Annotated in this window: 20 protein-coding genes; 9 read left to right on the top strand and 11 right to left on the bottom strand. The window is 72.2% G+C overall.

Features of this window, described 5'->3' with window-relative positions:
- Nucleotides 1–58: 58 nt before the first annotated feature.
- A complete protein-coding gene (locus ACFYY2_RS22960) occupies nucleotides 59–259 on the top strand; it encodes a hypothetical protein (RefSeq protein ID WP_388745748.1) in 201 nt (66 codons plus the stop codon).
- On the opposite strand, the gene ACFYY2_RS22955 is transcribed toward ACFYY2_RS22960, so the two are convergent.
- A complete protein-coding gene (locus tag ACFYY2_RS22955; RefSeq protein WP_388745746.1) occupies nucleotides 256–1,068 on the bottom strand; it encodes a site-2 protease family protein in 813 nt (270 codons plus the stop codon). The two genes, ACFYY2_RS22960 and ACFYY2_RS22955, sit on opposite strands and share 4 nt — an antisense overlap.
- A gap of 136 nt (nucleotides 1,069–1,204) precedes the next feature.
- Here ACFYY2_RS22955 and ACFYY2_RS22950 point away from each other — a divergent pair, with 136 nt between their 5' ends.
- Entirely contained in the window at nucleotides 1,205–4,537 is a 3,333-nt protein-coding gene (locus ACFYY2_RS22950) for a BTAD domain-containing putative transcriptional regulator (protein WP_388745744.1), read from the top strand.
- 76 nt (nucleotides 4,538–4,613) lie between these two features.
- Here ACFYY2_RS22950 and ACFYY2_RS22945 read toward each other — a convergent pair whose 3' ends face one another.
- From ACFYY2_RS22945 to panB, 3 genes are all read right to left on the bottom strand, one after another.
- The gene (locus ACFYY2_RS22945; RefSeq protein ID WP_388745742.1) at nucleotides 4,614–5,471 is read right to left on the bottom strand and encodes an ABC transporter permease; all 858 of its coding nucleotides are present in this window, start codon (nucleotides 5,469–5,471) and stop codon (nucleotides 4,614–4,616) included.
- Nucleotides 5,468–6,487: an ATP-binding cassette domain-containing protein gene (locus ACFYY2_RS22940; RefSeq protein ID WP_388746062.1), complete on the bottom strand. Its 1,020-nt coding sequence runs from the start codon at nucleotides 6,485–6,487 to the stop codon at nucleotides 5,468–5,470. The genes ACFYY2_RS22945 and ACFYY2_RS22940 overlap by 4 nt, the downstream gene beginning before the upstream one ends.
- 121 nt (nucleotides 6,488–6,608) lie before the next feature.
- Nucleotides 6,609–7,496, bottom strand: coding sequence for a 3-methyl-2-oxobutanoate hydroxymethyltransferase (panB, locus tag ACFYY2_RS22935; protein WP_388745740.1), 888 nt, complete (start codon nucleotides 7,494–7,496; stop codon nucleotides 6,609–6,611).
- Between the two features lie 184 nt (nucleotides 7,497–7,680).
- Here panB and ACFYY2_RS22930 point away from each other — a divergent pair, with 184 nt between their 5' ends.
- The 4 genes from ACFYY2_RS22930 (at nucleotide 7,681) to ACFYY2_RS22915 (ending at nucleotide 13,018) form a co-directional block, all read left to right on the top strand.
- Complete coding sequence (locus tag ACFYY2_RS22930) at nucleotides 7,681–9,273, top strand: MFS transporter (protein WP_388745738.1); 1,593 nt, start codon at nucleotides 7,681–7,683, stop codon at nucleotides 9,271–9,273.
- Nucleotides 9,274–9,370: 97 nt separating this feature from the next.
- Nucleotides 9,371–10,075, top strand: coding sequence for a TetR/AcrR family transcriptional regulator (locus ACFYY2_RS22925; RefSeq protein ID WP_388745736.1), 705 nt, complete (start codon nucleotides 9,371–9,373; stop codon nucleotides 10,073–10,075).
- A gap of 240 nt (nucleotides 10,076–10,315) precedes the next feature.
- The gene (locus ACFYY2_RS22920; protein WP_388746060.1) at nucleotides 10,316–11,266 is read left to right on the top strand and encodes an endonuclease/exonuclease/phosphatase family protein; all 951 of its coding nucleotides are present in this window, start codon (nucleotides 10,316–10,318) and stop codon (nucleotides 11,264–11,266) included.
- Between the two features lie 522 nt (nucleotides 11,267–11,788).
- Complete coding sequence (locus tag ACFYY2_RS22915) at nucleotides 11,789–13,018, top strand: MFS transporter (protein ID WP_388745734.1); 1,230 nt, start codon at nucleotides 11,789–11,791, stop codon at nucleotides 13,016–13,018.
- Between the two features lie 149 nt (nucleotides 13,019–13,167).
- Here ACFYY2_RS22915 and ACFYY2_RS22910 read toward each other — a convergent pair whose 3' ends face one another.
- From ACFYY2_RS22910 to ACFYY2_RS22890, 5 genes are all read right to left on the bottom strand, one after another.
- Nucleotides 13,168–14,922, bottom strand: a complete 1,755-nt coding sequence (locus ACFYY2_RS22910) for an NAD+ synthase (RefSeq protein ID WP_388745732.1) — start codon at nucleotides 14,920–14,922, stop codon at nucleotides 13,168–13,170.
- Between the two features lie 90 nt (nucleotides 14,923–15,012).
- On the bottom strand, nucleotides 15,013–16,581 hold the full coding sequence (locus ACFYY2_RS22905) for a multicopper oxidase family protein (protein ID WP_388745730.1): 1,569 nt from the start codon (nucleotides 16,579–16,581) through the stop codon (nucleotides 15,013–15,015).
- A 179-nt stretch (nucleotides 16,582–16,760) separates the two neighbouring features.
- Entirely contained in the window at nucleotides 16,761–17,186 is a 426-nt protein-coding gene (locus ACFYY2_RS22900) for a CBS domain-containing protein (RefSeq protein ID WP_388745728.1), read from the bottom strand.
- A 271-nt stretch (nucleotides 17,187–17,457) separates the two neighbouring features.
- The gene (locus ACFYY2_RS22895) at nucleotides 17,458–18,216 is read right to left on the bottom strand and encodes a DUF305 domain-containing protein (RefSeq protein ID WP_388745726.1); all 759 of its coding nucleotides are present in this window, start codon (nucleotides 18,214–18,216) and stop codon (nucleotides 17,458–17,460) included.
- A complete protein-coding gene (locus ACFYY2_RS22890) occupies nucleotides 18,213–18,887 on the bottom strand; it encodes a DUF3105 domain-containing protein (protein WP_388745724.1) in 675 nt (224 codons plus the stop codon). Before ACFYY2_RS22890 ends, ACFYY2_RS22895 begins: the two co-directional genes overlap by 4 nt.
- A 244-nt stretch (nucleotides 18,888–19,131) precedes the next feature.
- Here ACFYY2_RS22890 and glnA point away from each other — a divergent pair, with 244 nt between their 5' ends.
- The gene (glnA, locus tag ACFYY2_RS22885) at nucleotides 19,132–20,493 is read left to right on the top strand and encodes a type I glutamate--ammonia ligase (RefSeq protein ID WP_014156604.1); all 1,362 of its coding nucleotides are present in this window, start codon (nucleotides 19,132–19,134) and stop codon (nucleotides 20,491–20,493) included.
- Between the two features lie 90 nt (nucleotides 20,494–20,583).
- Here glnA and ACFYY2_RS22880 read toward each other — a convergent pair whose 3' ends face one another.
- Nucleotides 20,584–22,449 (bottom strand): LamG-like jellyroll fold domain-containing protein, encoded by a 1,866-nt coding sequence (locus ACFYY2_RS22880; RefSeq protein WP_388745722.1) that lies wholly within the window; start codon nucleotides 22,447–22,449, stop codon nucleotides 20,584–20,586.
- Between the two features lie 257 nt (nucleotides 22,450–22,706).
- On the opposite strand from ACFYY2_RS22880, the gene ACFYY2_RS22875 reads away from it, so the two are divergent.
- Nucleotides 22,707–23,192, top strand: a complete 486-nt coding sequence (locus ACFYY2_RS22875; protein ID WP_388745720.1) for a hypothetical protein — start codon at nucleotides 22,707–22,709, stop codon at nucleotides 23,190–23,192.
- Between the two features lie 148 nt (nucleotides 23,193–23,340).
- Nucleotides 23,341–24,084, top strand: a complete 744-nt coding sequence (locus ACFYY2_RS22870; RefSeq protein WP_388745718.1) for a phosphodiesterase — start codon at nucleotides 23,341–23,343, stop codon at nucleotides 24,082–24,084.
- Nucleotides 24,085–24,131: 47 nt separating this feature from the next.
- Here ACFYY2_RS22870 and ACFYY2_RS22865 read toward each other — a convergent pair whose 3' ends face one another.
- Nucleotides 24,132–24,731, bottom strand: coding sequence for a TetR family transcriptional regulator (locus ACFYY2_RS22865; protein WP_388745716.1), 600 nt, complete (start codon nucleotides 24,729–24,731; stop codon nucleotides 24,132–24,134).
- Nucleotides 24,732–24,940: the final 209 nt, after the last annotated feature.

Below are 24,940 nucleotides of genomic sequence, written 5' to 3'. Positions count from 1 at the left end.
GGCATGAGGGACACTGGACGGGACCGCGCACCATCCCCGGACAGGAGCACCAGCCCTCATGCCCCGCCTCGCTCTCTACTCCCTGGCCGTCTGCGTCCTCGCCGTCGCCGCGGCCGTGGTCGCCTTCGTCCAGGGCAGCTTCCTCGGCATCATCTGGGTGCTGCTGGCCGGCCTCTCGTCGAACATGACCTGGTTCTACGTGCGCAAGCACCGGGCGGAGGCCCGCGCCGGGGCGGCCGGCCCAGGGCTGTCCCGTTAGCCGATCAGCGCACAGCCCGGGTCCTGGTCGCCGAACCACTCCTGCCAGAAGCGGTAGGTGTCGAGGCCGCAGTACGTCTCGGCCTCGCTGACGCCCAGGCCCCGCAGCAGGGCGTCCACCGCGTCGAAGAAGACCCCGTTGATCTCCGGGATCCACAGGAGCGCGAAGACGGCGATCAGCCCGAACGGCGCGAACGGCGCCACCTGGCGCCGGACGCCGTCCGACAGCCACGGCTCGATCACGCCGTAGCCGTCGAGCCCCGGGACCGGCAGGAAGTTCAGGATCGCCGCCGTCACCTGGAGCAGCGCCAGGAACGCCAGCGCGAGCCGGAAGGAGAGCGGGACACCGTCCAGGGCGTCCAGCCAGAACGGCGCGGTGCAGACGACGGCGAACAGCACGTTGGTCAGCGGGCCGGCCGCGGAGATCAGGCTGTGCTTCCACCGCCCGCTGATACGGCCCCGCTCGATGTAGACCGCCCCGCCCGGCAGGCCGATGCCGCCCATGATGACGAAGAGCACGGGCAACACGATGCTCAGCAGCGCGTGGGTGTACTTGAGCGGGTTGAGGGTGAGATAGCCCTTGGCCTCGATCGAGATGTCGCCGCTGTGCAGCGCGGTGCGTGCGTGGGCGTACTCGTGGAGGCAGAGCGAGACGATCCAGGCAGCCGTGACGAACAGGAAGACCGCGAACCCGGTCTGCTCGGCGAAGCCGGTCCACACCGCCCAGCCCGAGGCGGCCATGACGGCGACGATCCCGAGGAAGACCGGGCTGACCCGCCGGTCGCTGGGGCGGCGGAACGCGGTGGTCATCGAGGACCCTCCTGAGGCGCTGGGCCGCGCTGCGCGGCACGGGACGGGCCCCCGACCTTACGGGTGACACGGCGGGAACGTCTCGTAGCCGGGTGGTAGTTCCACGCGGAGGACGGCCGTCACGGACAATGGGCGCGTGCACTACGGCATCCTCGGTACCACCCGCGCCCTCCGGGCCGACGGCACGGCCGTCAACCTCGGCGGGGCGCGGCTGCGCGCCCTGCTCACCGTGCTCGCCCTGCGCCCGGGCCGCACGGTCCCGGCCGGGACACTCGTCGACGAGGTGTGGGACGGCGACCCGCCCGCCGACGCCGTCGGCGCCCTCCAGGCACTCGTGGGCCGGCTCAGGCGGGCGCTCGGTCCGCAGGCCGTCGAATCCGCGGAGAGCGGCTACCGCCTCGCCACCGAGCCCGGGAACGTCGACCTGTACCGCTTCGAGCGGCTCGCGGGCGAGGGCGCGCAGGCCGCGGAGCGGGGCGACCCGGTGAAGGCCGTCGCCGTCCTCGACGACGCCCTCGCCCTGTGGCGCGGGCCCGCGCTCACCGATCTGCCCGACCGCGCGGTGGCCGCAGCCCGGTGGGACGCCAGGCGCCTCGACGCGCGGCGGATCCGCATCGGGGCCGTCCTCGCCCTGGGCCGCGCCGAGGAGGCGCTGCCGGAACTCGCCGGGCTCTGCGCCGACCACCCGCTCGACGAGCCCCTGCAGGTCCTGCGCATCGGGGCGTTGCGGGACGCCGGACGCGCCGCCCAGGCCCTCGCGGCCTACGACGAGGTCCGCACCCTGTTCGCCGACCGGCTCGGCACCGATCCGGGTCCCGCCCTGCGCGCCCTGCACGCGGACCTGCTGCACGGGGACCCCGCCCCGGAGGCCGCGGCCTCCGCACCGCCCGTACGCCGGGGGAACCTGCGGGCCAGGCTCACGAGCTTCGTGGGACGCGACGCCGACATCGCCGGCCTGCGCGAGGACCTGACCCGTGCCCGGCTGGTCACGCTCCTCGGCCCCGGCGGCGCCGGGAAGACCCGGCTCTCCCAGGAGGCCGCCGAGGCCGTCGCCGCGTCCTGGCCCGACGGTGTGTGGCTGGTCGAACTCGCCCCGGTCGACGACCCGGAGGCGGTGCCCGAGACCGTGCTCGGCGCGCTCGGCGCCCGCGAGACCGTGCTGCGCGGGGCCGGGGCGGAGGGACTGCGTGCCGTGGAGCGGGGCTCGGTGGCCGGTGCCGGGAGCGCGCTCGCCCACCTCGTCGAGCACTGCTCCCAGCGGCGCATGCTCCTGCTGCTCGACAACTGCGAGCACCTGGTCGAGGCGGCGGCCCGGCTCACGGACCACCTCCTCGCCCGGTGTCCCGGCCTCACCGTCCTCGCGACGAGCCGTGAGCCCCTCGGTGTCCCCGGCGAACTGGTGCGCCCCGTGGACCCGTTGCCCGACCCCATGGCCCTGCGCCTGTTCGCCGACCGCGGCGCGGCCGCCAGGCCGGGCTTCCGGGTCGACGCCGACGCGGAGACGGCGGCGGCCTGCGCCGAGATCTGCAGGCGCCTCGACGGGCTCCCGCTCGCCATCGAACTGGCCGCCGCCCGGCTGCGCATGCTCGGCCCGCGCCGGATCGCCGACCGTCTCGACGACCGCTTCCGTCTGCTGACCAGCGGCAGCCGCACCGTGCTGCCCCGCCAGCAGACCCTGCGCGCGGTCGTCGACTGGTCGTGGGACCTGCTCGGCGAGGACGAACGCGCCGCGCTGCGCAGGCTGTCCGTGTTCGCCGGCGGCTGCGACCTCGCCGCCGCCGAGGAGGTCTGCTCCCTGCCCGGGGCGGTCCTGTCCGACGCCCGCGACGTGGCTCCGCTCCTCGGCTCCCTGATCGACAAGTCCCTGGTGGTGGCCGCCCCCGGCGACGACGGGGAGATGCGCTACCGCCTCCTGGAGACCGTCGCGGAATACGCCTCCGAGCGCCTCGGCGAGGCGGGGGAGCGGACCGCTGCCGAACGCCGGCACCTCGTCCACTACCGGGAGCTGGCCCGCACCACCGACCCCGGACTCCGCGGCCCCGGCCAACTCGCCGCGCTCCGGCGGTTCGAGCACGAATACGAGAACCTGCGCACCGCCCTGCGCCGCGCGACGGCGGCACGTGAGGAACACGAGGCGCTCTGCCTCGTGCTCCCCCTCGCCTGGTACTGGCACATGCGCGATCTGCGGACCGAGGCCCGGCAGTGGGCCGAGGCCGTGGGCGCGCTCAGCCCCGACCCCTTCGGCGAGTCCGCCGAGCCCGCCCCCGCGCTGCTCGAACGCTGTACGGACCGGCCGCCGCCGTGGGAACCCGAGCAGGCCCAGGAGGCCCGGCGCGGCGTCCGGCTGATCCAGCTGGCCAGCCTGGACCACGCCTCGGACGGCTGGACGACCGAAGAGGGCCGGGCACGGCTGCGGGTGATCGCGCGTACCTACCGGGCGGGCCAGCCGCAGACCTGCCGGATGCCGGGCTCCCTCTGGCTGTTCGCCATCATCTTCGCCGGGGAGTCGGAGTCCCACGAGCTGCGTGACGTCACCGACGAGACCGTGCGCGCCTGCCGGGAACTCGGCTACACCTGGGATCTGGCAGCCGCCCTGCAACTGCGGGCCAACCTCCTGGCGAACCGGCCCGAGTGGGCGGGCGAGGCACGGAAGGACGCCGACGAGAGCCTGGACATCTTCGTCCGCATCGGGGACGTGTGGGGCGTGGCGGAGGCCTATTCCTCCCGGGGCGAGGCCAACGAGCGCAGCGGCGACATCGCGGCGGCGGCCGAGGACTTCCGTGCCGCGGTCGGATACGCGGAGCGGCTCGGCGCCCAGTCGCAGGTGGCGCTGCTGCGTGCCAGGTACGCAGCAGCGCTGTGCGAGACGGGCCGGGGCGAGGAGGGGGAGCGCATCCTGCGCGAGGTGGTCGCCGAGGGCCGGGCCCCGGTGAACGAGGCGCGGCCGGCCGCCAGGCTCGCGCTCGCCCAGTGGCTGGGCCGGACCGGCCGGGTGGACGAGTCGCGGGAGCAGCTGACCGCGCTGCGCGGCGAGTTCGGCTCCGAGACGGCGGCGATCTTCGACGGCTTCGTCGTGGGCATGCTGGCCTGGCTCGACACCATGGACGGCCGTCACGCGGAAGCGCTGACCGGAGCCCTGTACGCCCTGGAGCACTCGCGGGGTTCGCTGGCGCGGATGGTGGCGCCGCAGATGACCTCCGCCCACATGACCACCCTCGCCCGGGCCGTCGCCGGGCTGGGCGGCGAGCGCGGCGGCCGGGACGCGGCGATGCTGCTCGGCCTCCAGGGGAAGCTGCTGCCGAAGGGTCACGTGCCGAGCGCCGTCGAGCGGGAGAACCTGGCCGAGGCGGAGCGCGCCGTCCGCGCCGCGGAGCCGGACGAGGCGGTCCGCGAGGCCGCGTACGCCGAAGGCGGCGGCCTCGCACTGGAGGAGGCCACCGCTCTGGCGCGCACGTACGGGGAGGCGTAGGACCTCTCGTCCGGATCGTGCCGGGCCGGGCTCGCGTGCCCTGATCCGGCCCGGTCCGGACGGAGGACCCCGGGCGTCAGGACTTCTTGCGGAACCTGGCCACCGCGAGCGGGGCCATGACACCGGTGATGACCACGGTCCAGCCGAGCGTCACCCAGACCGAGTGGGCGAGCGGGCCGCCCATCATCAGGGCACGGGCGGAGTCGGCCAGGTTGGACAGCGGGTTGTACTCGGTGAACGTCTGGAGCCAGCCGGGCATGGTCCCGGTCGGGGCGAAGATGGAGGACCCGAACTGGAGCGGCATCAGCACGAGCATCCCCGTCCCCTGGACCGACTGCGCGGTCTTCATGGTCAGTCCGAGCAGGATGAAGATCCACATGATCGCGGCGCCGAACGCGGAGGAGAGCGCGATGGCCCCGACGAGGCCGAGCACCGACTCCTGCAGCTCCATGCCGAGCGCGAAGCCCATGCCGAGCAGGATCAGCGTGGCGACCATCATCCGGCCGAGTTCGACCACGATCTTCGCGATGAGCACCGAGGAGCGGGCGATCGGCATCGTGCGGAACCGGTCCATGACCCCCTTGCGGAAGTCGTCGTTGACACCGGAGCCGACGGCCATGGCGATGTTCATCCCCATCATGGCCATCAGGCCCGGGATCAGGTAGTTGAGGTACTCCTCCCTGCCGCCGCCCAGGCTGCCGCCGACCGAGCCGCCGAAGACGTACACGAACAGCAGTGTGAAGACGACAGGCATCAGGAGCGCGTCGAACATCGACTCCGGATCCTTCTTGATCTGGAGCAGGTTGCGCCGCACCAGGGCCCCGATGTGGCGCAGGTTGTTCCGCAGCCCGATCCGGCCCTCGTCGTGGAGCACCGCGGCCGGAGCGGTCGCGGTGGCGTCGGTGGGCGTGGGCGTCAGCGTCGTCGTGCTCATGCCGCGACCTCCTGGGGGTTCGAGTCGGTGACGGTGGCCTTGTCGCCCGTGATGGCGAGGAAGACCTCGTCCAGGCTGGGCAGCGCGGTGGCGACGTGGGCGAGGGAGAAGCCGCGGGTGCCGAGCAGCCCGATCACGGCGGTCAGCTGCTCGTCGCTGAGGATCGGTACGTACAGCAGGCCCTCGTCCGGGACGGCCTGGGCGCCCGCGACGCCGTCGAGACCGGCCTCCCGCAGCGCCTGCGCCATGGCGGCCAGTTCGGCAGGGTCGGAGGGACGGATCTGCAGGGTCCGGCCGCCGACCTTCGCCTTGAGCTCGTCGACACCGCCCCGGGCGATGATCTTGCCCTGGTCGATGACGGTGAGCTCACTGGCGAGCTGTTCGGCCTCCTCCATGTACTGCGTGGTGAGGAGCACGGTCGCCCCTTCCGCGACCATGCGCTGCACCTCGTCCCAGACCTCGTTGCGGGTACGGGGGTCGAGCCCGGTCGTCGGTTCGTCCAGGTAGAGGACGGCCGGGCTGCCGATCATGGAGGCGGCCAGGTCGAGCCGGCGCCGCATGCCGCCGGAGTACTCCATCGCGGCCTTCCGGGCCGCGTCGGTGAGCGAGAAGCGCTCCAGCAGCTCGTCGGCGCGGGATCGGGCCTTCTTGCGCGGCAGGTCGAGCAGCCGCCCGATCATGTAGAGGTTCTCCCAGCCGGACAGCTTCTCGTCCACCGAGGCGTACTGCCCGGTCAGGCCTATGGTCCGGCGCAGCTGCCGGGGCTGCTTCACCACGTCGTAGCCCGCCACGACCGCGTGCCCGGCGTCGGGCAGGATCAGGGTGGACAGGCAGCGTACGAGAGTGGTCTTGCCGGCGCCGTTGGGCCCGAGCACGCCGAGGACGGTGCCCTCGCGTACGTCGAGGTCCACCCCGTCCAGCGCCTTGGTCGTGCCGTAGTGCTTGACCAGCCCCCGCACCTCGACGGCGTTCGCGCCGCCCCTGAGGTTCTTGTCGTGTCGCTTCATGGACACCATGACACCAGCAGCCACCGACAAGTCACCGACATGTCGCTGACAGCGGGCCGACCCAAGGCGACAGCCCGCCGATGGGGGAAGTCGGCGGGCTGTCGGTGGTGCGGCAGTGGTCGGCGGGGCGTCAGTGGAAGGTGTGCTCCGCGGCCGGGAACGTACCGCCGACGACCTCTTCGGCGTACTCCCTGGCGGCGTCGGCGAGCACCTGACGCAGGTTCGCGTACTGCTTGGTGAAGCGCGGCACCTTGCCGCCGGTCAGCCCGACCATGTCGGTGTAGACCAGGACCTGGGCGTCCGTGTCGGGCCCGGCGCCGATGCCGACGGTCGGGATGTGGAGCGTGCGGGTGACCTCGGCGGCCAGCTCGGCCGGCACGAGCTCCAGGACGACGGCGAACGCGCCCGCGTCCTGCACGGCCTTGGCGTCGCGCAGGAGCTGCTGGGCGGCTTCCTCGCCGCGGCCCTGCACCCGGTAACCCATGGCGTTGACGGACTGCGGCGTCAGGCCGATGTGGCCCATGACGGGGATGCCGGCCTCGACCAGGAGGCGGATCTGCTCGTGCGAGCGTTCGCCGCCCTCCAGCTTGACCGCGCCGACGCCGGCGTCCTTGATCAGCCGGGTGGCGTTGCGCAGGGCCTGGACCGGGCCCTCCTGGTACGACCCGAAGGGCAGGTCGGCGACGACGAGGGCGCGCTTGGTGCCCCGCACGACCGCCGCGGACAGGACGGCCATCTCGTCCATGGTGACGGGCACCGTGGTCTCGTAGCCCAGGTGACAGTTGCCCATGGAGTCGCCGACGAGCATGACCGGGATGCCGGCCTCGTCGAAGACGGACGCGGTCATCGCGTCGTAGGCGGTGAGCATCGGCCACTTCTCGCCGCGCTCCGTGGCGGCGGCGATGTCGTGGACGGTGATGCGGCGGGTGCTCGTGCCCCCGTACAGCGCCTTTCCGGCGCCGGGAGCGATACCCGCGGAAGGTGTTACGGACTGGTTCTGCGCAGCCTGAAGCGACATGGCCAACGGCTCCTTCGTCATCTCGTGGCGCCCTGACGGCGTCCCCGGATCCCTTCCATGGTGGCATCCCGCGGCCGTTCCCGGGAAGTGGGCCCACCGGGGCCCCCGAACGGTGCGCGGCGGCCGGGTAAAGTCTTTCAAATACGAGACGGTCTCGTATTGGAAGTCGGTTAGAGTCCTGGCCATGTCCATACCGTCCGGCGCCCCCGCCGTCGCGCCCCGTGTCCCCGAGGCGGTCCACCGCCGCCGCTGGGCCATCCTCGGCGTCCTCATGTTCAGCCTGCTCATCGTCGTCCTCGACAACTCGATCCTGAACGTCGCGGTCAAGACGATCGCCAGCCCCGCCCCGACCGGCATCGGTGCCACCCAGAGCGAGCTGGAGTGGGCCATCAACTCCTACACGCTCGTCTTCGCCGGGCTGCTCTTCACCGCCGGACTCCTGGGCGACCGCATCGGCCGCAAGAAGGTCCTGCTGGCCGGAATCCTGGTCTTCGGCATCGGCTCCGGCCTGGCCGCGCTCTCCACCTCGCCCGGCGAGCTCATCACCTGGCGCGCGCTGATGGGCTTCGGCGCGGCGTTCGTGATGCCCGCCACCCTCGCCGTCCTGATGAACGTCTTCGAGCGCGACGAACAGCCCAAGGCCATCGGCATCTGGGCCGGCAGTGTCGGGCTCGGCATCGCCATCGGCCCGATCACCGGCGGGGTGCTCCTGGAGCACTTCTGGTGGGGGTCGATCTTCCTGGTCAACGTGCCCGTGGTGATCGTCGCCCTGATCGCGATGGTCCTGCTCGTCCCCGACTCCCGCGATCCGAACCCCGGCCGCGTCGACCCGCTCGGGGTCGTCCTGTCCATCGTCGGCCTGGTCCTGCTGGTGTACGGCATCATCCGGGGCGGCGAGCTGGCCTCCTTCGCCGACGTCACCGTCCTCGCACCGCTGATCGGCGGCCTGCTGGTGCTGACGGGCTTCGTCTGGCACGAGAAGCGCAGCAGCCACCCGTCCATCGACATCAGCTACTTCCGCAAGCCCGCCTTCTCGGCCGCCGTCGCGGCCATAGCGCTGGTCTTCTTCGCGCTGATGGGCGTCACGTTCTTCTCCGCCTTCTACCTGCAGAGCGTGCGCGGCTACTCGGCGCTGGAGTCCGGCCTGCTGATCCTGCCGCTCGCCGTCGCCCAGATGCTGTTCGCGCCGCGCACCCGTCTGGTCGTCGACCGCTTCGGCGCCCGCGCGGTCTGCACCGCCGGAATGCTCTTCGTCGCCGCCGGTCTCGCGGCCTTCGCCCTGTTCGACGCGGACACACCGCTCTGGGTGCTGTGCCTGGTCTTCTTCGTCCAGGGCACGGGCATGGCCCACATCATGCCGCCGGTCACCGTCGCCGTGATGCAGGCGCTGCCCCGCGAGCGGGCCGGTTCCGGCTCCGCCATCAACAACACCTTCCGCCAGGTCGGCGGGGCGCTCGGCATCGCCGTACTCGGCTCGGTGCTCTCCACGGTCTACCGCAGCGACATGGAGGGGCACCTCGGCGGCGTACCGGCCGGTGCGCGGGACGCGGCGGGGGAGTCCATCGAGGCGACCCTGGGCGTCGCGGAGAAGCTCGGCCCCGCCGGCAGGCCGCTGATCGCCGCGGCGCACGACGCGTTCATCGGCGCGATGCACGTCACCGCCCTCGGCTCCGCGGCCGTCGCCCTGGTCGGCGCCGCCGTCGTGGCCGCCTTCCTGCCCGGCAGGCCGCCGGCCGCCACGCCCGAGGTCAGCGAGGAACGGGTGCTGCAGTCCTGATCCCCTCACCGGCCGGCGGTCGCCGCGCGTCCGCCGGTCGGCGAGAATCGGGACGACGGACAGCGAACGGCGGAACGGCGCAGCGAGAGGCGGCCACGTGCGGCAGGCGGCACAGAACCCGGGGCACGATCCGGAGCGGGACGGGCCGCACGACCCGGCCGCTCCCGGCCCGGAGCCGCGCCGCGGCCGCCCGCGCAGCGCGGCCGTGGAGCGTGCCATCCTCGACGCCGTCGTGGAACTCCTGGAGGCGGGCGAGACGCTCGACGGCCTGTCCATCGAGCGGATCGCCCGCACCGCCGGCGTCGGCAAGGCCACCATCTACCGCCGGTGGAGCGGCAAGGAGGAGATCTTCGTCGACGTCCTGCGTGACATCGAGCCCCCCGAGCCCACCGTCTCCGGCACCGCGGGCCTCGACGACCTGCGCGTCCTGCTGGAGTCCATGCGGACGCGAGGACTCGCCCAGCGCTCGTCGGCCCTCCTGCACAACGTGTTCGTGCAGATGAAGAAGCACCCCAGACTGTGGACCGAGTACCAGAGCACCGTCATCGCGCCGCGCCGCGCCGCCATGCTGGCCGCGGTGCGGCGGGCCGTGGACGCGGGGGAGCTCCGCGACGACCTCGACGTGGATTTCATGGACGACCTCTTCCTGGGCCCCATGCTCGTACGCACCGTCCACCGTCCCGAGGCGCCCCTGCCGGAGGACCTCGCGGACCGCATCATCCGGATCCTCCTCCAGGGCCTCGCGCCCCGGCCGCCGAAGTCCCAGGTCACGGGCGCGGGGGCGGCGGCGTCCGCAATGTGATCGTTCTGTCACAAGCCGGACGAGCGTGACGACGGGCGGGAACCCGTCGCGTCGTTCACGTCGTCCTGATGGCAGTACTGCCGTCGTCGGCGGCACCAATGGCGTCACCCATCGCCTAGGGTCGTGAGGCGCGGTGATGTGTACGGCAAGTCAGTGAGGACGAGCGCGATGGTGCAGGCGTACAAGGCGGACACCGAGAGCGCCGGCGTGGGTTCGCAGCCGGTTTCACGTATCGGGGCCCTGCGCCGCAGAGTCGCGTCCGACCGGGGCATCTGGCGGCGGGGCATCATTCTCGCGCTCTGCTCGGTCGCCCTGACCCTCGTGATGATGCTGCACGCCGACATCCCCAACACCGTGGGCAACCTGGGCAGTCTCATCGAGACGTTCCTGCCCTGGTTCGGCCTCGTCGTGCCGGTTCTGCTGGCACTCGGCCTGCTACGGCGCTCGGCGACCGCGGTGATCGCGCTGGTCCTGCCCGTCACGGTCTGGCTCAACCTCTTCGGCGGCCTGCTGTTCAGCGACAAGTCGGGCGCCGGTGGTGACCTCACCGTCGCGACGCACAACGTCAACGCGGGCAACCCCGATCCCGCGGGGACCGCCCGCCAGGTCGCCGGCTCGGGTGCGGACGTCGTCGCCCTCCAGGAACTGCCCACCGGAAAGGTGTCGGCCTACGAGGACGCGCTCGCCGAGCGCTACCCGCACCACTCCGTGCAGGGCACCGTCGGACTGTGGAGCAAGTACCCCGTGTCGGACTCCAGGCCCGTCGACATCAAGCTGGGCTGGACCCGCGCCATGCGCGCCACGGTCACGACGCCCGAGGGCCCGGTGAAGGTGTACGTCGCCCACCTGCCGTCCGTGCGGGTCAAGCTGAACGCCGGCTTCACGGCCAACCAGCGCGACGACAGCGCGGACGCGCTCGGCGAGGCGATCGCCCACGAACCGGTGGAGAGGGTCGTACTGCTCGGAGACCTGAACGGCACGATGAACGACCGCTCGCTGCACGCGGTCACCTCCCAGATGCGCTCCACCCAGGGCGCGGCCGGTGACGGCTTCGGCTTCAGCTGGCCGGCGTCCTTCCCGATGGCGCGGATCGACCAGATCATGGTCAGGGGCGTCGAACCCCTCGCCTCCTGGACCCTTCCCGCCACGGACAGCGACCACCTTCCGATCGCCGCCCGCGTCGAACTGTGAGTGGCCCGCCCTGACGGCGGGCGGGCTTCCCGGCCCGCCGTCAGGGCGCACCGGCCCACTCCCCGGACCGGCCGACTCCCCGGACCGGCCGTACTCGCCCGGGGCGCCGGGGAGTTCACGCCGCCCGGCCCGCTGCCGCGCCTCGCCGGCGAGCCCTGTGCGCCTCGCCGGACGCCGCCGGACGCCGCCGGTCCCTCCGCTCAGCGAAGCGCTGCCGGGCCGAACTGCGCCTGCGCGCAAGGGACCGGTGCGCGGGCGCGCTCCGGCGAGGGCTCCTGGGGTGCCGTCGGACAGGTGCGCGGCCCGCCGCCCGCCGGGTACGGTCGTGCGCGGCCCCGCCGAGTGATGCCCACATCACACCTCGGCGCAACGGCTCGTTCACCTCCGGGCATCAAACGTCTGAGAGACTTTGTTCCGACGGGATACATAACCCGTCCCGGCAACGACGCCGACGCTCCCGCCACCACACCGCCGCCTCCCGCCCTCCACGGACCGGGTGGCCACCCCCGAAAGGTCCCCACCATGCCCCTGGCCCTGCTCGCCCTCGCTGTGAGCGCCTTCGGCATCGGCACCACCGAGTTCGTGATGATGGGGCTGCTGCCCAACGTCGCGGACGATCTGGGAACGTCCGTCCCCACCGCCGGCTACCTCGTCTCGGCGTACGCGATCGGCGTCGTGCTCGGTGCCCCCCTGCTCACCGGTCTCGGCTCCCGGATACCGCGCAAGCGGATGCTCCTGCTGCTGATGGCCGTCTTCACCGTCGGCAACGCCGCCTCCGCCTTCGCACCCGGCTTCGGCTGGCTCATGGCCGGCCGGTTCCTGGCGGGGCTGCCGCACGGGGCCTTCTTCGGCGTCGGCGCCGTCGTCGCCGCCCGCCTCGTGCCGGACGGACGGCAGGCCCGCGCCGTCGCCACGATGTTCCTCGGACTCACCGTCGCCAACATCATCGGTGTCCCCGCCGCGACCCTGCTGGGACAGCACCTCGGCTGGCGCGCCACCTTCCTGGTGGTCGCGGTCATCGGCCTCGGCGCGATGGCGGCGCTCGCCCGTCTCGTCCCGCAGATCCCCGTCGAGGCGCACCAGAACATCCGCCGCGAGCTCAGCGCGCTGGGCAACCGGCAGGTGCTGCTCGGCCTGCTCACCGCCGTCCTCGGCTTCGCGGGTGTCTTCGCCGTGTACTCCTACCTCTCCTCCATGACGACCGAGTCGATGGGCTTCGGCGAGTCCTCGGTCACGCTGGTGCTCGCGCTCTTCGGCATCGGCATGACCCTGGGCGCCCTCGCGGCCGGACCGCTGACCGACAGGGCGCTGCGTCCCACCCTCTACAGCTCGCTGGCGGCGCTCGCCGTCGTCCTCGTCGTCTTCCCGTTCACGGTCCACGTGCGGTGGGCGGCGCTGGTCATGGTGGTCCTGCTCGGCGGCATCGGCTTCCTGACCACCACTCCGCTGCAGATGCTCGTGATGAACAAGGCCAAGGACGCGCCCACGCTCGCCTCCGCCTCCAACCACTCGGCCTTCAACCTCGCCAACGCGGGCGGGGCCTGGCTCGGCGGTGTGGCCATCGCGGCGGGCTGGGGCTGGACGTCCCCGGCCTTCGTCGGCGCCGTCCTGGCGGTCGCCGGGCTCGGGGTCGCGGCCACGGCCGGCTTCCTGGACCGCGCCCCCGGCGCGTCCCGCGTGGTCGCCTCCGGCGCCCTGGCGGGGGAGGCCCCGGTGCGCGAACAGGCCGGGGCGCGCTCCTCCGAGTCCTGAGCCGCGCGAGGCCCGGCCCCTCGGTCCACGGCCCGCACACCGGTTTCAGCCGGCGCGCGGGCCCGTCCGCGGGGCGGACGCACGGACCGCCTGCCCGCCGCCGGTCCAGCTCCCGGGCACCGGTACCTGGACCTGGACCGGCGGCCCCGTCAGGTCGACTCGCGCCACTGGTTGGTGATCGGGAGCCTGCGGTCCTTGCCGAAGCCCTTCGGCGAGATCTTCGTGCCCGGCGGGTACTGCCGGCGCTTGTACTCGGCCGCGTCCACCATCCGCAGCGTCCTCGTCACCAGGGCGTCGTCGAAGCCGGCGGCCACGATCGCGTCCCTGCCCTGGTCCCGGTCGACGTACATCTCCAGGATCCGGTCCAGCACGTCGTAGTCCGGCAGGGAGTCCGTGTCGACCTGGCCCGGCCGCAGTTCGGCGCTCGGCGGCTTGGTGATCGAGGCCTCCGGGATCGGCGGGACCTGCCCCCGCTCCTCGGCGGCCCGGTTACGCCACCTCGCCAGACGGAAGACCGACGTCTTGTACACGTCCTTGATCGGCCCGTAGGCGCCGACCGAGTCCCCGTACAGCGTGGAGTAACCCACCGCCAGCTCGGACTTGTTGCCCGGCGCCAGCACCATCTGGCCCTCCTGGTTCGACAGGGCCATCAGCATCGTGCCGCGCAGCCGGGACTGGAGGTTCTCCTCGGCCAGCCCGGTGAGTGCCAGCGAGCCCATGTAGGCGTCGAACATCGGCTCGATGGGTACGGTGCGGAAGTTCAGCCCCGTGCGCCGGGCCAGCTCGGCGGCGTCGCCCTTGGAGTGCTCCGAGGAGTACTTCGACGGCATCGAGACCCCGTACACCTGCGCGGCACCGAGCGCGTCGCAGGCGATCGCCGCGACCAGCGCCGAGTCGATACCGCCCGAGAGCCCGATCAGCGCACTGCTGAAACCGTTCTTCGCGGCGTACGCGCGCAGTCCCACCACCAGCGCCGAATACAGCTCCTCGTCGTCGTCCAGCCGCTCGGCGCAGCCCCCCGTCAGCTCGGGCTCGTAGGCGGGGAGCGGATCCTCGCTCAGTACCACGTGGTCGATCCGCAGCCCGTCGTCGACGGTCCCCGACGGCGCCGCGGCCGGAGCGGCGGGCAGGTCCAGATCCAGGATCACGCTCCCCTCGGCGAACTGGGGTGCGCGGGCGATGACTTCGCCGTCCTTGTCGACCACGATCGAGTCGCCGTCGAAGACCAGCTCGTCCTGACCGCCGGTCATCGCGAGGTAGGCGGTGGTGCAACCGGCCTCTCGGGCGCGCCTGCGGACCAGTTCGAGCCGCGTGTCGTCCTTGTCGCGCTCGTAGGGCGAGGCGTTGACGGACAGCAGGAGCCCCGCCCCGGCGGCGCGGGCGGCGGGGACCCGCCCGCCGTCCTGCCAGAGGTCCTCGCAGATCGCCAGGGCCACGTCGATTCCGTGGACCCGCACGACGGGCATCGAGTCGCCGGGCACGAAGTACCGGAACTCGTCGAACACGCCGTAGTTGGGCAGGTGGTGCTTGGCGAAGTTCAGTGCGACACCGCCGCGGTGCAGCACGGCCGCGGCGTTGCGCGGGGACCCCGCGGGCTGCCCGTAGCGCACCGCGGCGTGCTCCGAGCGGTCCAGGTAGCCGACGACGACCGGCAGTTCGCCGAAGCCCTCGTCGGCGAGGCGGGAGGCGAGCGCGCGCAGCGCCTCCCGCGACGCCTCGACGAAGGACGAGCGCAGCGCCAGGTCCTCGACGGGGTAGCCGGTCAGCACCATCTCGGGGAACGCCACGAGGTGGGCGCCCTGCTCGGCGGCGTGCCGGGTCCAGTGGACGATCGACTCGCAGTTGCCGGAGATGTCACCGACGGTCGCGTCGATCTGGTTCAGTGCGAGACGTAGTTGAGGCACGGAACCAGTGTAATCGTCTGACTGACGCGATGTCCTGGCGAGCCGCCGTCCACCGGGCCCGTCCCGCGCGGGGACGCCGTCGCGCGGGGCTCAGCGGAGGTAGCCGAGCACCGTCATCATGCCTGCCTCGGCGTGGTACACGTTGTGGCAGTGCAGCATCCACAGGCCGGGGTTGTCGGCGTCCAGGTCCACCGTCAGCGACCGGCCGGGCAGGACCGCCGCGGTGTCCTTGCGGGCTCCGAGGGCCGTACCGGCCAGCGCGAACGTGTGGCCGTGCAGATGGATCGGGTGCCACATCGAGGTGCGGTTGGTGAAGACCAGCCGCACGCGCTCGCCGGCCTTCACGGGCTGCCGCACGGCCGGGGCGTAGGGCTTGCCGTCGAAGCCCCAGTCGTACGCGTCCATGGAGCCCGTCAGTGTCATGCGCACGGTCCGGTCGGGCTCACGGTCCGCCAGGGCCACCGACTCGTCCGCCACCAGCCGGTCGGCGGTGACGAGTTCGCCGTCCAGCTCGGAGGGCCGGGCGGTGGCGGGCGGGATCTCGCCCGACGCCGTCCTGAGCACGGCCAGTGCCTGCGCGTCCTTGCCCTCGGCGAGCGCGGTGAGCGGGAAGACTCCGTCCCCGGCGGTCACCAGCACGTCGTAGCGCTCGCCCATCGCCAGCAGCAGGGTGTCGGTCTCGGCGTGCTGGACGGGGTAGCCGTCCGTGTGCGTCACGGTCATCCGGTGGCCGCCGAGCGCCAGCCGGAACGCCGTGTCGCCGCCCGCGTTGATGACGCGCAGCCGGATGCGGTCCCCGGGCTTGGCCTCGAAGACCGAAGGGTCGCTCGCCCTGCGGCCGTTGACCAGGTAGTGCGGGTAGGCGACGTCACCGGCGTGGCCGCCGAGCAGATCGCTGCTGGCGCCCACCATGATCCGTGAGGGAGCGTCGCCGTCGGCGGCCGCCCGGCGCCGGCGGGAGGCCTTCGTCGTGTGGGCCGTGGCGTCGTGGCTGCTGCCCCGGCCCTTGGTGAGCTCGCCGAGGACCGCGTCGGGGGTGGAGCCCTCCACCCCGTCGAGCCAGTCGTCGAGGACGACCACCCACTCCTTGTCGTAGGCGAGCGGTTCCTTCGGGTCCTCGACGATCAGGGGCGCGTACAGGCCCCGGTCCAGCTGGACGCCCGAGTGCGGGTGGATCCAGTGCGTACCCGGGTGGGAGACCGCGAAGCGGTAGGTGAAATCGGCGCCGGGCTCGATGGCCTTCTGGGTCAGGCCGGGGACGCCGTCCATGTCGTTGCGCAGCGCGAGACCGTGCCAGTGCATCGAGGTCGACTGCGTCAGACGGTTGGCGAGGGTGAGTTCGAGGTGGTCGCCCGCGGTGACCCGGACGGCCTGTCCGGGCAGCCGGTCGCCGTAGGACCAGGTGGGGACGGTGAGGCCGCCGCCCAGCTCCAGGCTGGAGGCGGTGGCGGTGAGCGAGACCTTCCGCAGTGGGCCGGTGCCCCGCCTTGCCTCGGCGTCGGCCACCTCCGGGCCGTCGGGGGCGACGTAGGTGTCGGCCGCCCGCGCGGGCGAGGGGGCACGGCGCGGGGCGGCGTAGGACCGGGTGGTGAGGGCCGCCGTGCCCGCCAGGGCGAGGCTGGAGCCGAGTACGGCGCGACGACTGGGCATTTCAGACATATTGCGCACCGTACCCCTGTCGGGTATACGCACGGCTACCCGACACCCGGCCGTCCGGATACCTGGACACCCGACCGCCCCGACATCCGACCGCCCCGACACCCGACCGCCCCGACACCCGGCCGGCCCGGCTTCCCCTCCCGCGGGGCGGGGGAGCCGGGCCGGGACGCGACGGGAGCTCAGGAGCCGGCGTAGATCTTCTCGGCCCAGCCCGCGACCTGCTCGTCGGAGAGGTGCCGGGCCAGATCGGCCTCGCTGATCATCCCGACGAGCTTCTTGCCCTCGATGACCGGGAGCCGGCGGATGCGGTGGCTCTGCATCTCGTCGAGCACGGCCTCGACACCGGCGCCCGCGTCGATCCAGCGGGGCGTGCCGTCGCAGAGCTCGGCCGCCGTCACCTGCGCCGGGTCGTGCCCCGACGCCACGCACTTGGTCACGATGTCGCGGTCGGTGATGATCCCGACCATCCTGTCCTGCTCCCCGTTGGCGGAGACGGGCAGGGCGCCGACGTCGTGGTCACGCATCATCTGTGCCGCGCGGTCGAGCGTCTCGTGGGCGGGGATCCAGTGGGTCCCGCTGCTCATGATGTCCTTGGCGGTGGTCATGTGATTCCTCCCGCGTGCCGGTGGGCATGCCGTACGACCCCGAGCCACCACCATTGTGGTGGGCCCGCCCGGCGCCCGCGACCGCTGGCGGATCACCCGGGCGGGTGTACGCCACGGACGGGTACCGGCCCCGTCGCGCCTCCCGCCCAGCCGCCGCGCCGCCCACCGCCCCGGACACCGCGGGAAGCGGGCCGTGTCCGGGGCGTGGGGCCGGTCGTGGGGGCCGGGGCGCGGCTCCCGCGCATCACGTGCGGAGCGCGGCTCGCACCCATCACGTGCGGGGCGCGGCCCCTCGCTCCCCGAGCATGTCCGCCATGAGGTCCAGCTCGGACCGCTGGGCCTCCACCATGCCCCGGGCGAGCCGCTTCTCCGCCGGAACCGCGCACCGCTCGGCGCAGGCCTCGGCCATGGCGACGCCCCCCTTGTGGTGGTCGGTCATCAGCCGCAGGAACAGGATCTCGGCCTTCCGCCCGCCGGCCTCACCCAGCTGTCTCAGCTCGGTACGGGTGGCCATCCCTGGCATCAGCGCCCCGTCGCGATCCGGGCCGGCGGCGCCGTGCGTGGCCGCCGCGCCCGGCATGTCCGCCATGTCGTGGCCGCTGCTGCCGTGGGCGCCGCTGTCGTGCCCGCTGCCACCGTGTCCGGCGCCGTCGTGGCCGCCGCCGGACATCCACGCCATCGGGGCCGCGCCGTCCGGGGCCGTCTTGGGCAGTGCCCACAGGTCCAGCCAGCCCAGCAGCATGCCCCGCTGGTTGGCCTGCGTGTTGGCGATGTCGTACGCGAGACGCCGCACGTCCGCGTCATCGGTCACGTCCCGGACGATGAAGGACATCTCCACGGCCTGCTGGTGGTGGACGGCCATGTCCCGGGCGAAGCCCGCGTCCGCCGAGTCCGCGGCGGGCGTACCCGGCGGGGGCGCCGCCCCGTCGTCCCGGGCGGAAGCCACCGTCGCCGCGCCGGCGAACAGCAGGGCGAGGCCCACCGCGGAGCCCGCCGCCCACCGGACACGGCGGGTGCGCGACGGGATCACCCGTCGACCCCGCCGGTGCACGGGGCTCCGGGCTCGGGCGTCTGAGCACCCTGGACGTACTTCGCGAAGAACCGCGCCACCCGGGGGTCGTCCGCGCTGTCCACCGTGACCTGCTTGCCCCAGGCGCTGAGCATGATCGCCCCGGCCTGTCCCTCGTACGGGGACATCAGGGAGTAGGGGGTGCTCCTGACGCGCGACGCGAGTTTGCCGACGTCGGCGCCGGACGCCTTGTCGGTGTGCGTCACCCAGACCGCGCCGTGCTCCAGGGCGTGCACGGCGTTGACGTTCGGGACGGCCTTCTCGTATACGACGCCGTCGCAGTTCAGCCAGGCCGGATTGTGGTCGCCGCCCACCGGCGGCTCCATGGGGTACTTCACCGCGGTCGTGACGTGGTTGCGGGTCAGCTTCTTCGCGTCCCACGTCTTCTCGCCCGTGATCGGCTCGGCGGCGAGGTCCTTCCGCTCCTGCTCCGTCTGCTTGGAGTCCTGGGCCCGGCTCTCCTCGCTCCGCTCCTTGGCCTCCGACTTCTCCAGCACCATGTACGACCCGAAGCCGACCAGTCCCGCCACGACCACGGCACTCACGCCTATGGCGAGGACCCGGTTGCGGCGGTCACGCGCACGGTCGGCACTGCGCATCTGCTCTATGCGGGTCCTGCGGTCGAAGCTCATGTCGGCGGGTCCTTCTGCCAAGGGGTCGGGAGGGACGGGTGGTCGAGCGGGGATCAGGTGCGCGCGGGGCCGTGGGGAGGCCCGTCGGGCCCCTGCACACCATGGGCGCCGATCGTAGTGGGTGGTCGCGTGCTCTCTCTCACACCCGGTGCGTAATGTGGGTGAAATCCGGGGTCGTGATACTGAGGTGTCCCCCTACCCCGGGCGGTGGTGAACGGACCGTCTGAACTGCAAGGATGTGGCTATGGACAAGCAGCAGGAATTCGTCCTCAGGACGCTTGAGGAGCGTGACATCCGCTTCGTACGCCTGTGGTTCACCGACGTTCTCGGTTACCTCAAGTCCGTCGCCGTGGCCCCTGCCGAGCTGGAGCAGGCCTTCGACGAGGGCATCGGCTTCGACGGCTCCGCCATCGAGGGCTTCGCCCGTGTATACGAATCGGACATGATCGCGAAGCCGGACCCCGGCACGTTCCAGATCCTCCCGTGGCGCGCGGAGGCCCCCGGGACGGCGCGGATGTTCTGCGACATCCTGATGCCGGACGGTTCGCCCTCCTTCGCCGACCCGCGCTTCGTCCTCAAGCGCATCCTGGCCAAGACCTCCGACCTGGGCTTCACCTTCTACACGCACCCGGAGATCGAGTTCTTCCTCCTGAAGAACAAGCCGGTCGACGGCAGCCGCCCGACCCCGGCCGACAGCTCCGGCTACTTCGACCACACCCCGCAGAACGTCGGCATGGACTTCCGCCGCCAGGCGATCACCATGCTCGAATCCATGGGAATCTCGGTCGAGTTCAGCCACCACGAAGGCGCCCCCGGCCAGCAGGAGATCGACCTGCGGTACGCGGACGCGCTGTCCACCGCCGACAACATCATGACCTTCCGCCTGGTCATGAAGCAGGTCGCTCTGGAGCAGGGCGTGCAGGCGACCTTCATGCCGAAGCCGTTCTCCGAGTACCCGGGCTCCGGCATGCACACCCACCTGTCCCTCTTCGAGGGCGACCGCAACGCCTTCTACGAGTCGGGCGCCGAGTACCAGCTCTCCAAGGTCGGCCGCTCCTTCATCGCGGGCCTGCTCAAGCACGCCGCGGAGATCTCCGCCGTGACGAACCAGTGGGTCAACTCCTACAAGCGGATCTGGGGCGGCTCCTCCCGCTCCGCCGGCGCCGGCGGCGAGGCCCCCTCGTACATCTGCTGGGGCCACAACAACCGCTCCGCGCTGATCCGCGTCCCGATGTACAAGCCCGGCAAGACCGGCTCGGCCCGCGTCGAGGTCCGCTCCATCGACTCCGGCGCCAACCCCTACCTGACGTACGCCGTCCTGCTCGCGGCGGGCCTCAAGGGCATCGAGGAGGGCTACGAACTCCCGGCCGGCGCCGACGACGACGTCTGGGCGCTGTCCGACTCGGAGCGCCGCGCGATGGGCATCGAGCCGCTCCCGCAGAACCTGGGCGAGGCCATCTCGCTGATGGAGAAGAGCGAGCTGGTCGCCGAGACCCTGGGCGAGCACGTCTTCGACTTCTTCCTGCGCAACAAGAAGCAGGAGTGGGAGGAGTACCGCAGCGAGGTCACGGCCTTCGAGCTGAAGAACCTGCTGCCGGTGCTGTAGGCGCAGGTCAGCTCCGGTAGAGCGCTCGTACGTGGCTTCGGGCCGACGGTGTCCCACCCGTCGGCCCGAAGCCGTCTTCCCGTCCGGCCCCTATCGGGCGTTCATGAACTCGGCAGGCTTCAGGGCGCGTTCGCTGATCCGGACGTCACCGATCCAGCCGTGCAGAAGCTGGTCGAGCTTGCCGCCGTACTCGTAACCCCCGAGCAGCCAGGGCAGTCCGAGACTGGTGAGACCGGTGTTACGGGTCGAAGGGTTGCGGGCTACGGGGCAGCCGTCGACGTACATGATGGTGTGGTGCCCGTCGTTGACTACGGCGACGTGCCACCAGGTGTCGAGCGGCAGCGAGTGACCCCAGTTGCTGACCGACTCGTCGAGGTCCTGCGGGTACACACACCACTGGAGTTCGCGGCCGCCGGAGAGACTGAGCGTCGCGACGGGCTCGTCGGGGTCGTTCTTGAGCTTGCCCGCCTCGCGGGCCAGTCCCCAGCGGCTGATGAGCGCGGCCCAGCCGTTGCGTCCGTCGTCCCAGTCCCCGGGGAGCTTGAAGAACGCCTCGAAGGTGTAACCGCGCCGGAAGGTCGCTGAGTTGAGCGGTGCGTGGGCGCCGGTGGTGAGGTGTGCCCCGCGCAGCGGGGTCTTGTCGCCCGCGAAGTACAGGCTGGCGTGGCCAGGCTGGTCAGGATGGTGCTCGGCGCACCATGTGAGGGCGGTCGCCGGGTCGGAACCGGGGGCGACGACCTTGGTGAGGTCGTTGCCGCGCCCGGTCAGGTCGCGGACCCTGTCGGTGTCGCGGGAGGCGTCGAAGCGCCAGTAGGCGACCGTGCCGGGGATCAGCATCCGCGAGGCCGGGCGGGAGGGGCGTGCGCGGACCGGGGCGAAGCCGGCGAAGCGCTCCTCGAAGTCGATGCCGACGGAGAAGCGGTCCTGCGGGCCGGTTAGTTCGACCTCCTCGCGCTCCAGTGCGTTCAGTCCCTCGCCGACGCGGCCCAGGATCCAGGGGGAGAGGGTCTCGACGTCGATGGTGTTGCGGGCCAGGTCGAAGTGGTAGAGCCGGATCATCGCGGCGCCGCCGTAGTAGCGGTCCTGGTAGTTCGTGATGTGCAGGTGGGTGTCGTTGCCCGCCGCGTTCGCCCGGGTGGTGCGGGCGGGCGGCCAGTAGTGACCGTTCAGGGTGAGGAAGATCTGGTCCGTGCTGTTGATCAGCTCGTCCCAGAGCTCCTGGCCGTGGTCGGAGAACCGGGCCTCGTCGCCGTAGGTGTCCGCGTAGACGAGTTCGTGGGTGGTGAGGATCACCGGCGTGCCGGGGTGCCGGGCGATGACGTCCTTGGCCCAGGCGATGCCGACCGGCGACGGCCGCCAGTCCAGGGAGAGCACCATCCACTCGCGGCCGGCCGCCCGGAACAGGTGGTAGGTGTTGTAGCCGCCCGGACTTGCGCCGCCGAAGGCGGGCGCGTGACGGAAGCGGTGCGGGCCGAAGACGTCCAGGTAGGGAGAGTCGCCCCGGGTGTCGTCGGTGGAGGAGCCGATGTCGTGGTTGCCGGCGACGACGCTATAGGGGACACCCTTGCGGTCCAGGACGCGGAACGCCTTGTCGACGGACGCGAATTCGCTCGCCTGGCCGTTCTGGGTGATGTCACCGAGGTGGGCCAGGAAGACGATGTTCTCGTCCTCGGCCTGTTCCAGGAGGTACCGGAACGTCGCCTCGACGGGGGCCGGATGGATGCTCGCACCGTCGAAGAGGAACTGCGTGTCCGGCATCACGACCATGGTGAACCGCGAGTCGTCGGTGTCGGGGCGCCAAGTGCCCTCGCGCCCCTCGGCCCCGGCTGCCGACGCCGTCGGGGCCGTCGCGGCCAGCCCCGCGACGGCGGCCCCCGCGAGTCCCGCGCCCACGAGCATGGACCGACGGCTCAGGCCGAGCTGGGGCCCGTCCGGTATGTGGTGTGTGTCGCACATGGTGATCCCACTTCGTGAACTGTCCGGCAATGTCGGTCGGACGCTACGTGCGGTGGACGAGCCCCGGCTCAATTTCGGGAGAAGGGTGGGTGAACGGTGCAGGATCCATGTTTCGGACGGCCGCCGGGTTCCGCGTCCGGGCGTGCCGGCGGGTGGGTGGGGCAGCTGTATCCGTGCGCCGGTGGTCCCACGGGGCCCCGGCGCGTGAGACGCGTTCGCGTCTCACGATCCGCAGCCGAGCTGAGGAGGGGCGGCGCATGACCACGATCGCCGTGACCGGGCACATCGACCTGACCGAGGAGACCGTGCCGCTCGTGCGTGCGGCGCTGCGCGAGGTCCTCGGTCCGTACAGCGCGGGACTCACGGGGGTGTCGTGCATCGCCGCCGGGGCCGATTCGCTCTTCGCTGAGGAGGTCAGCGCCCTGGGCGGCCGCCTCGTCGTCGTCATACCGTCCCTCGACTACCGCGACGTCCACGTGAAGCCGGAGGACGGACCGGTCTTCGACCACCTCTGCGAGGCCGCCGTCGAGGTGCACACCCTGCCGTACGAATCCGTCGGCCGCACCGCCTACGAAGCCGCCAACGCCGAGCTGTTGAGACGGGCGGACCGCGTCGTCGCCGTGTGGGACGGGGCGCCGCCGTCCGGCCGGGGCGGTGGGACGGCGGACCTGGTCGAGGAGGCCCGCAGGGCCGGAGTGCCCGTGGACGTCGTCTGGCCGGACGGCGCCGCCCGCCGCGGCTGACTCACCGGCGCGTACGCCCGTCAGAGCGACGGGCGCGCCCCGCCCTGCGTGACGTGGACGGGAGCGGCGGAGTCGTTCAGGTTCCCGAGGTGACACGGACGCTCTAGGGTCTCCAACGGATGACCGTGAACAGACGTGAGGGGGGATCGTGGCCGTACTGCTCGCGCAGATCAGCGACCTGCATCTGGACGGCGGTGAGCGGGCCACCCGGCGCGCCGAACGCGTCATGGACCACCTCCGAGGCCTGCCCCGCCAGGTCGACGCGCTGCTCGTGACCGGGGACATCGCGGATCACGGGGAGGAGGCGGAGTACGAGGAGGCTTTGCGTCTGCTGGCCGCGCCGTTCCCGGTGCTCATGTGCCCGGGCAACCACGATGTGCGCACCGCCTACCGGAAGGCCCTGCTGCGGGAGGTGCCGGACGCGGCACCCGTCAACCGCGTGCACCACGTCAAGGGTGTCGCGATCCTGATGTGCGACTCCACCGTTCCGGGCCGGGACGAAGGGCGCCTCGACGCAGGGACACTCGCCTGGATCGACAGGACCCTGAGCGAACTCCCGCCGGGAGCAAGGGCTTTGCTGGCCTTCCACCAGCCGCCCGTCGAGGTCCACCACCCGCTCCCCGACAGCTGCATGCTGGAGAACCCGCGCGATCTCGCTGCGCTCCTCGGCGCCCACCCGCGGGTCGCCGCCGTCCTCACGGGGCACGCCCACACCGCGGCGGCCTCCGTGTTCGCGGGCCGGCCTCTCGTGGTGGGCCCGGCGACCACCTGGACGCTGCGCCTGCCGTGGGAGGGCGACGAGGTGGCGGACCGTGAGCAGCCGCCCGGTCTCGCCTTCCACGTCCTCGATGACGACGGGCGCCTGACCACCCATTACCGCGTCGTGGTCTGAGGCGGCCGCAGGAGCGGCCCGATGGCCCGGGGTGCGACGGCCGGTGCTCAGTCCCCGGGGCGGAAGTCCCTGCCCATCTCGTCGAGGATCTCGTCGATGACCTCGCCGGGCTCCCTGGCCAGATCCTCCTCGATCCACATGCGCATCGCGATCCGCAGGGAGGAGAGGAAGGCGGCCGCCAGGACCGTCGGACGCACCGGCCCGCCGCCGGGCCCGCGGCGCAGGGCTATGGCGTCCGCCAGGTCCCGCTCCATCGCCGCGTGGTTGGCGAGCTGGCGGGCGAGGAGCGAGGGGTGGCGCATGGCCAGTCTGGTGCGGACGGCCCACTCGCGTTCCGGGGGAGCGACGCGTTCGGAGAACTCCGCCACCGCGGCCCTGAGCGCGGTCCAGGCGGGTTCGTCCGCGGGGCGCTCGCGGACCGCCCGGACGAGTGAGCCGATCTGCTGCTCCTCGCCGTAGAGGAGGGCGTCCTCCTTGTTGGTGAAGTAGTTGGAGAAGGTCCTGCGGGAGATGCCGGCCGCGTCCGCGACCGCTTCCACCGTCACGTGGTCGAAGCCGTTCTCGACGGTCAGGCGCAGTGTCGCCTCGTGCACGGCCTGCCGGGTGGCCGCCTTCTTGCGTTCCCGCAGTCCCACAGAGCTCTCCATGGGGCCATTATCTACGGGGTCCAACATGTTGCGCAGTGGGCAAAGTTCCTTGGAGCCCATGGTCAGGCCCATGTGACCCCCATGCGGTGACGCTCACGCGGTCGTGACGCCCATGGGGCGAGGCGCCCGCGTGGACCTGCGGGCGGGCGTGTGCCCCGCACCGGCCGGTGGGCGTCGCCGGTACGAGGTACCGCCGCATCCGGGGTCGG

Source organism: Streptomyces sp. NPDC001822, from assembly GCF_042892135.1.
Lineage (GTDB): Bacteria > Actinomycetota > Actinomycetes > Streptomycetales > Streptomycetaceae > Streptomyces.
The sequence above is the reverse complement of the archived record's forward strand: the minus strand, read 5'-3'. Positions and strand labels throughout refer to the sequence as shown.

Coding starts and splice junctions, on each gene's coding strand:
- ACFYY2_RS22955 (WP_388745746.1), bottom strand. CDS start 1,068: ATGACCACCGCGTTCCGCCGCCCCAGCGACCGGCGGGTCAGCCCGGTC.
- ACFYY2_RS22865 (WP_388745716.1), bottom strand. CDS start 24,731: ATGGAGAGCTCTGTGGGACTGCGGGAACGCAAGAAGGCGGCCACCCGG.
- ACFYY2_RS22960 (WP_388745748.1), top strand. CDS start 59: ATGCCCCGCCTCGCTCTCTACTCCCTGGCCGTCTGCGTCCTCGCCGTC.
- panB (WP_388745740.1), bottom strand. CDS start 7,496: ATGTCGCTTCAGGCTGCGCAGAACCAGTCCGTAACACCTTCCGCGGGT.
- ACFYY2_RS22930 (WP_388745738.1), top strand. CDS start 7,681: ATGTCCATACCGTCCGGCGCCCCCGCCGTCGCGCCCCGTGTCCCCGAG.
- ACFYY2_RS22900 (WP_388745728.1), bottom strand. CDS start 17,186: ATGACCACCGCCAAGGACATCATGAGCAGCGGGACCCACTGGATCCCC.
- ACFYY2_RS22880 (WP_388745722.1), bottom strand. CDS start 22,449: ATGTGCGACACACACCACATACCGGACGGGCCCCAGCTCGGCCTGAGC.
- ACFYY2_RS22905 (WP_388745730.1), bottom strand. CDS start 16,581: ATGTCTGAAATGCCCAGTCGTCGCGCCGTACTCGGCTCCAGCCTCGCC.
- ACFYY2_RS22945 (WP_388745742.1), bottom strand. CDS start 5,471: ATGAGCACGACGACGCTGACGCCCACGCCCACCGACGCCACCGCGACC.
- glnA (WP_014156604.1), top strand. CDS start 19,132: ATGGACAAGCAGCAGGAATTCGTCCTCAGGACGCTTGAGGAGCGTGAC.
- ACFYY2_RS22890 (WP_388745724.1), bottom strand. CDS start 18,887: ATGAGCTTCGACCGCAGGACCCGCATAGAGCAGATGCGCAGTGCCGAC.
- ACFYY2_RS22940 (WP_388746062.1), bottom strand. CDS start 6,487: ATGGTGTCCATGAAGCGACACGACAAGAACCTCAGGGGCGGCGCGAAC.
- ACFYY2_RS22915 (WP_388745734.1), top strand. CDS start 11,789: ATGCCCCTGGCCCTGCTCGCCCTCGCTGTGAGCGCCTTCGGCATCGGC.
- ACFYY2_RS22875 (WP_388745720.1), top strand. CDS start 22,707: ATGACCACGATCGCCGTGACCGGGCACATCGACCTGACCGAGGAGACC.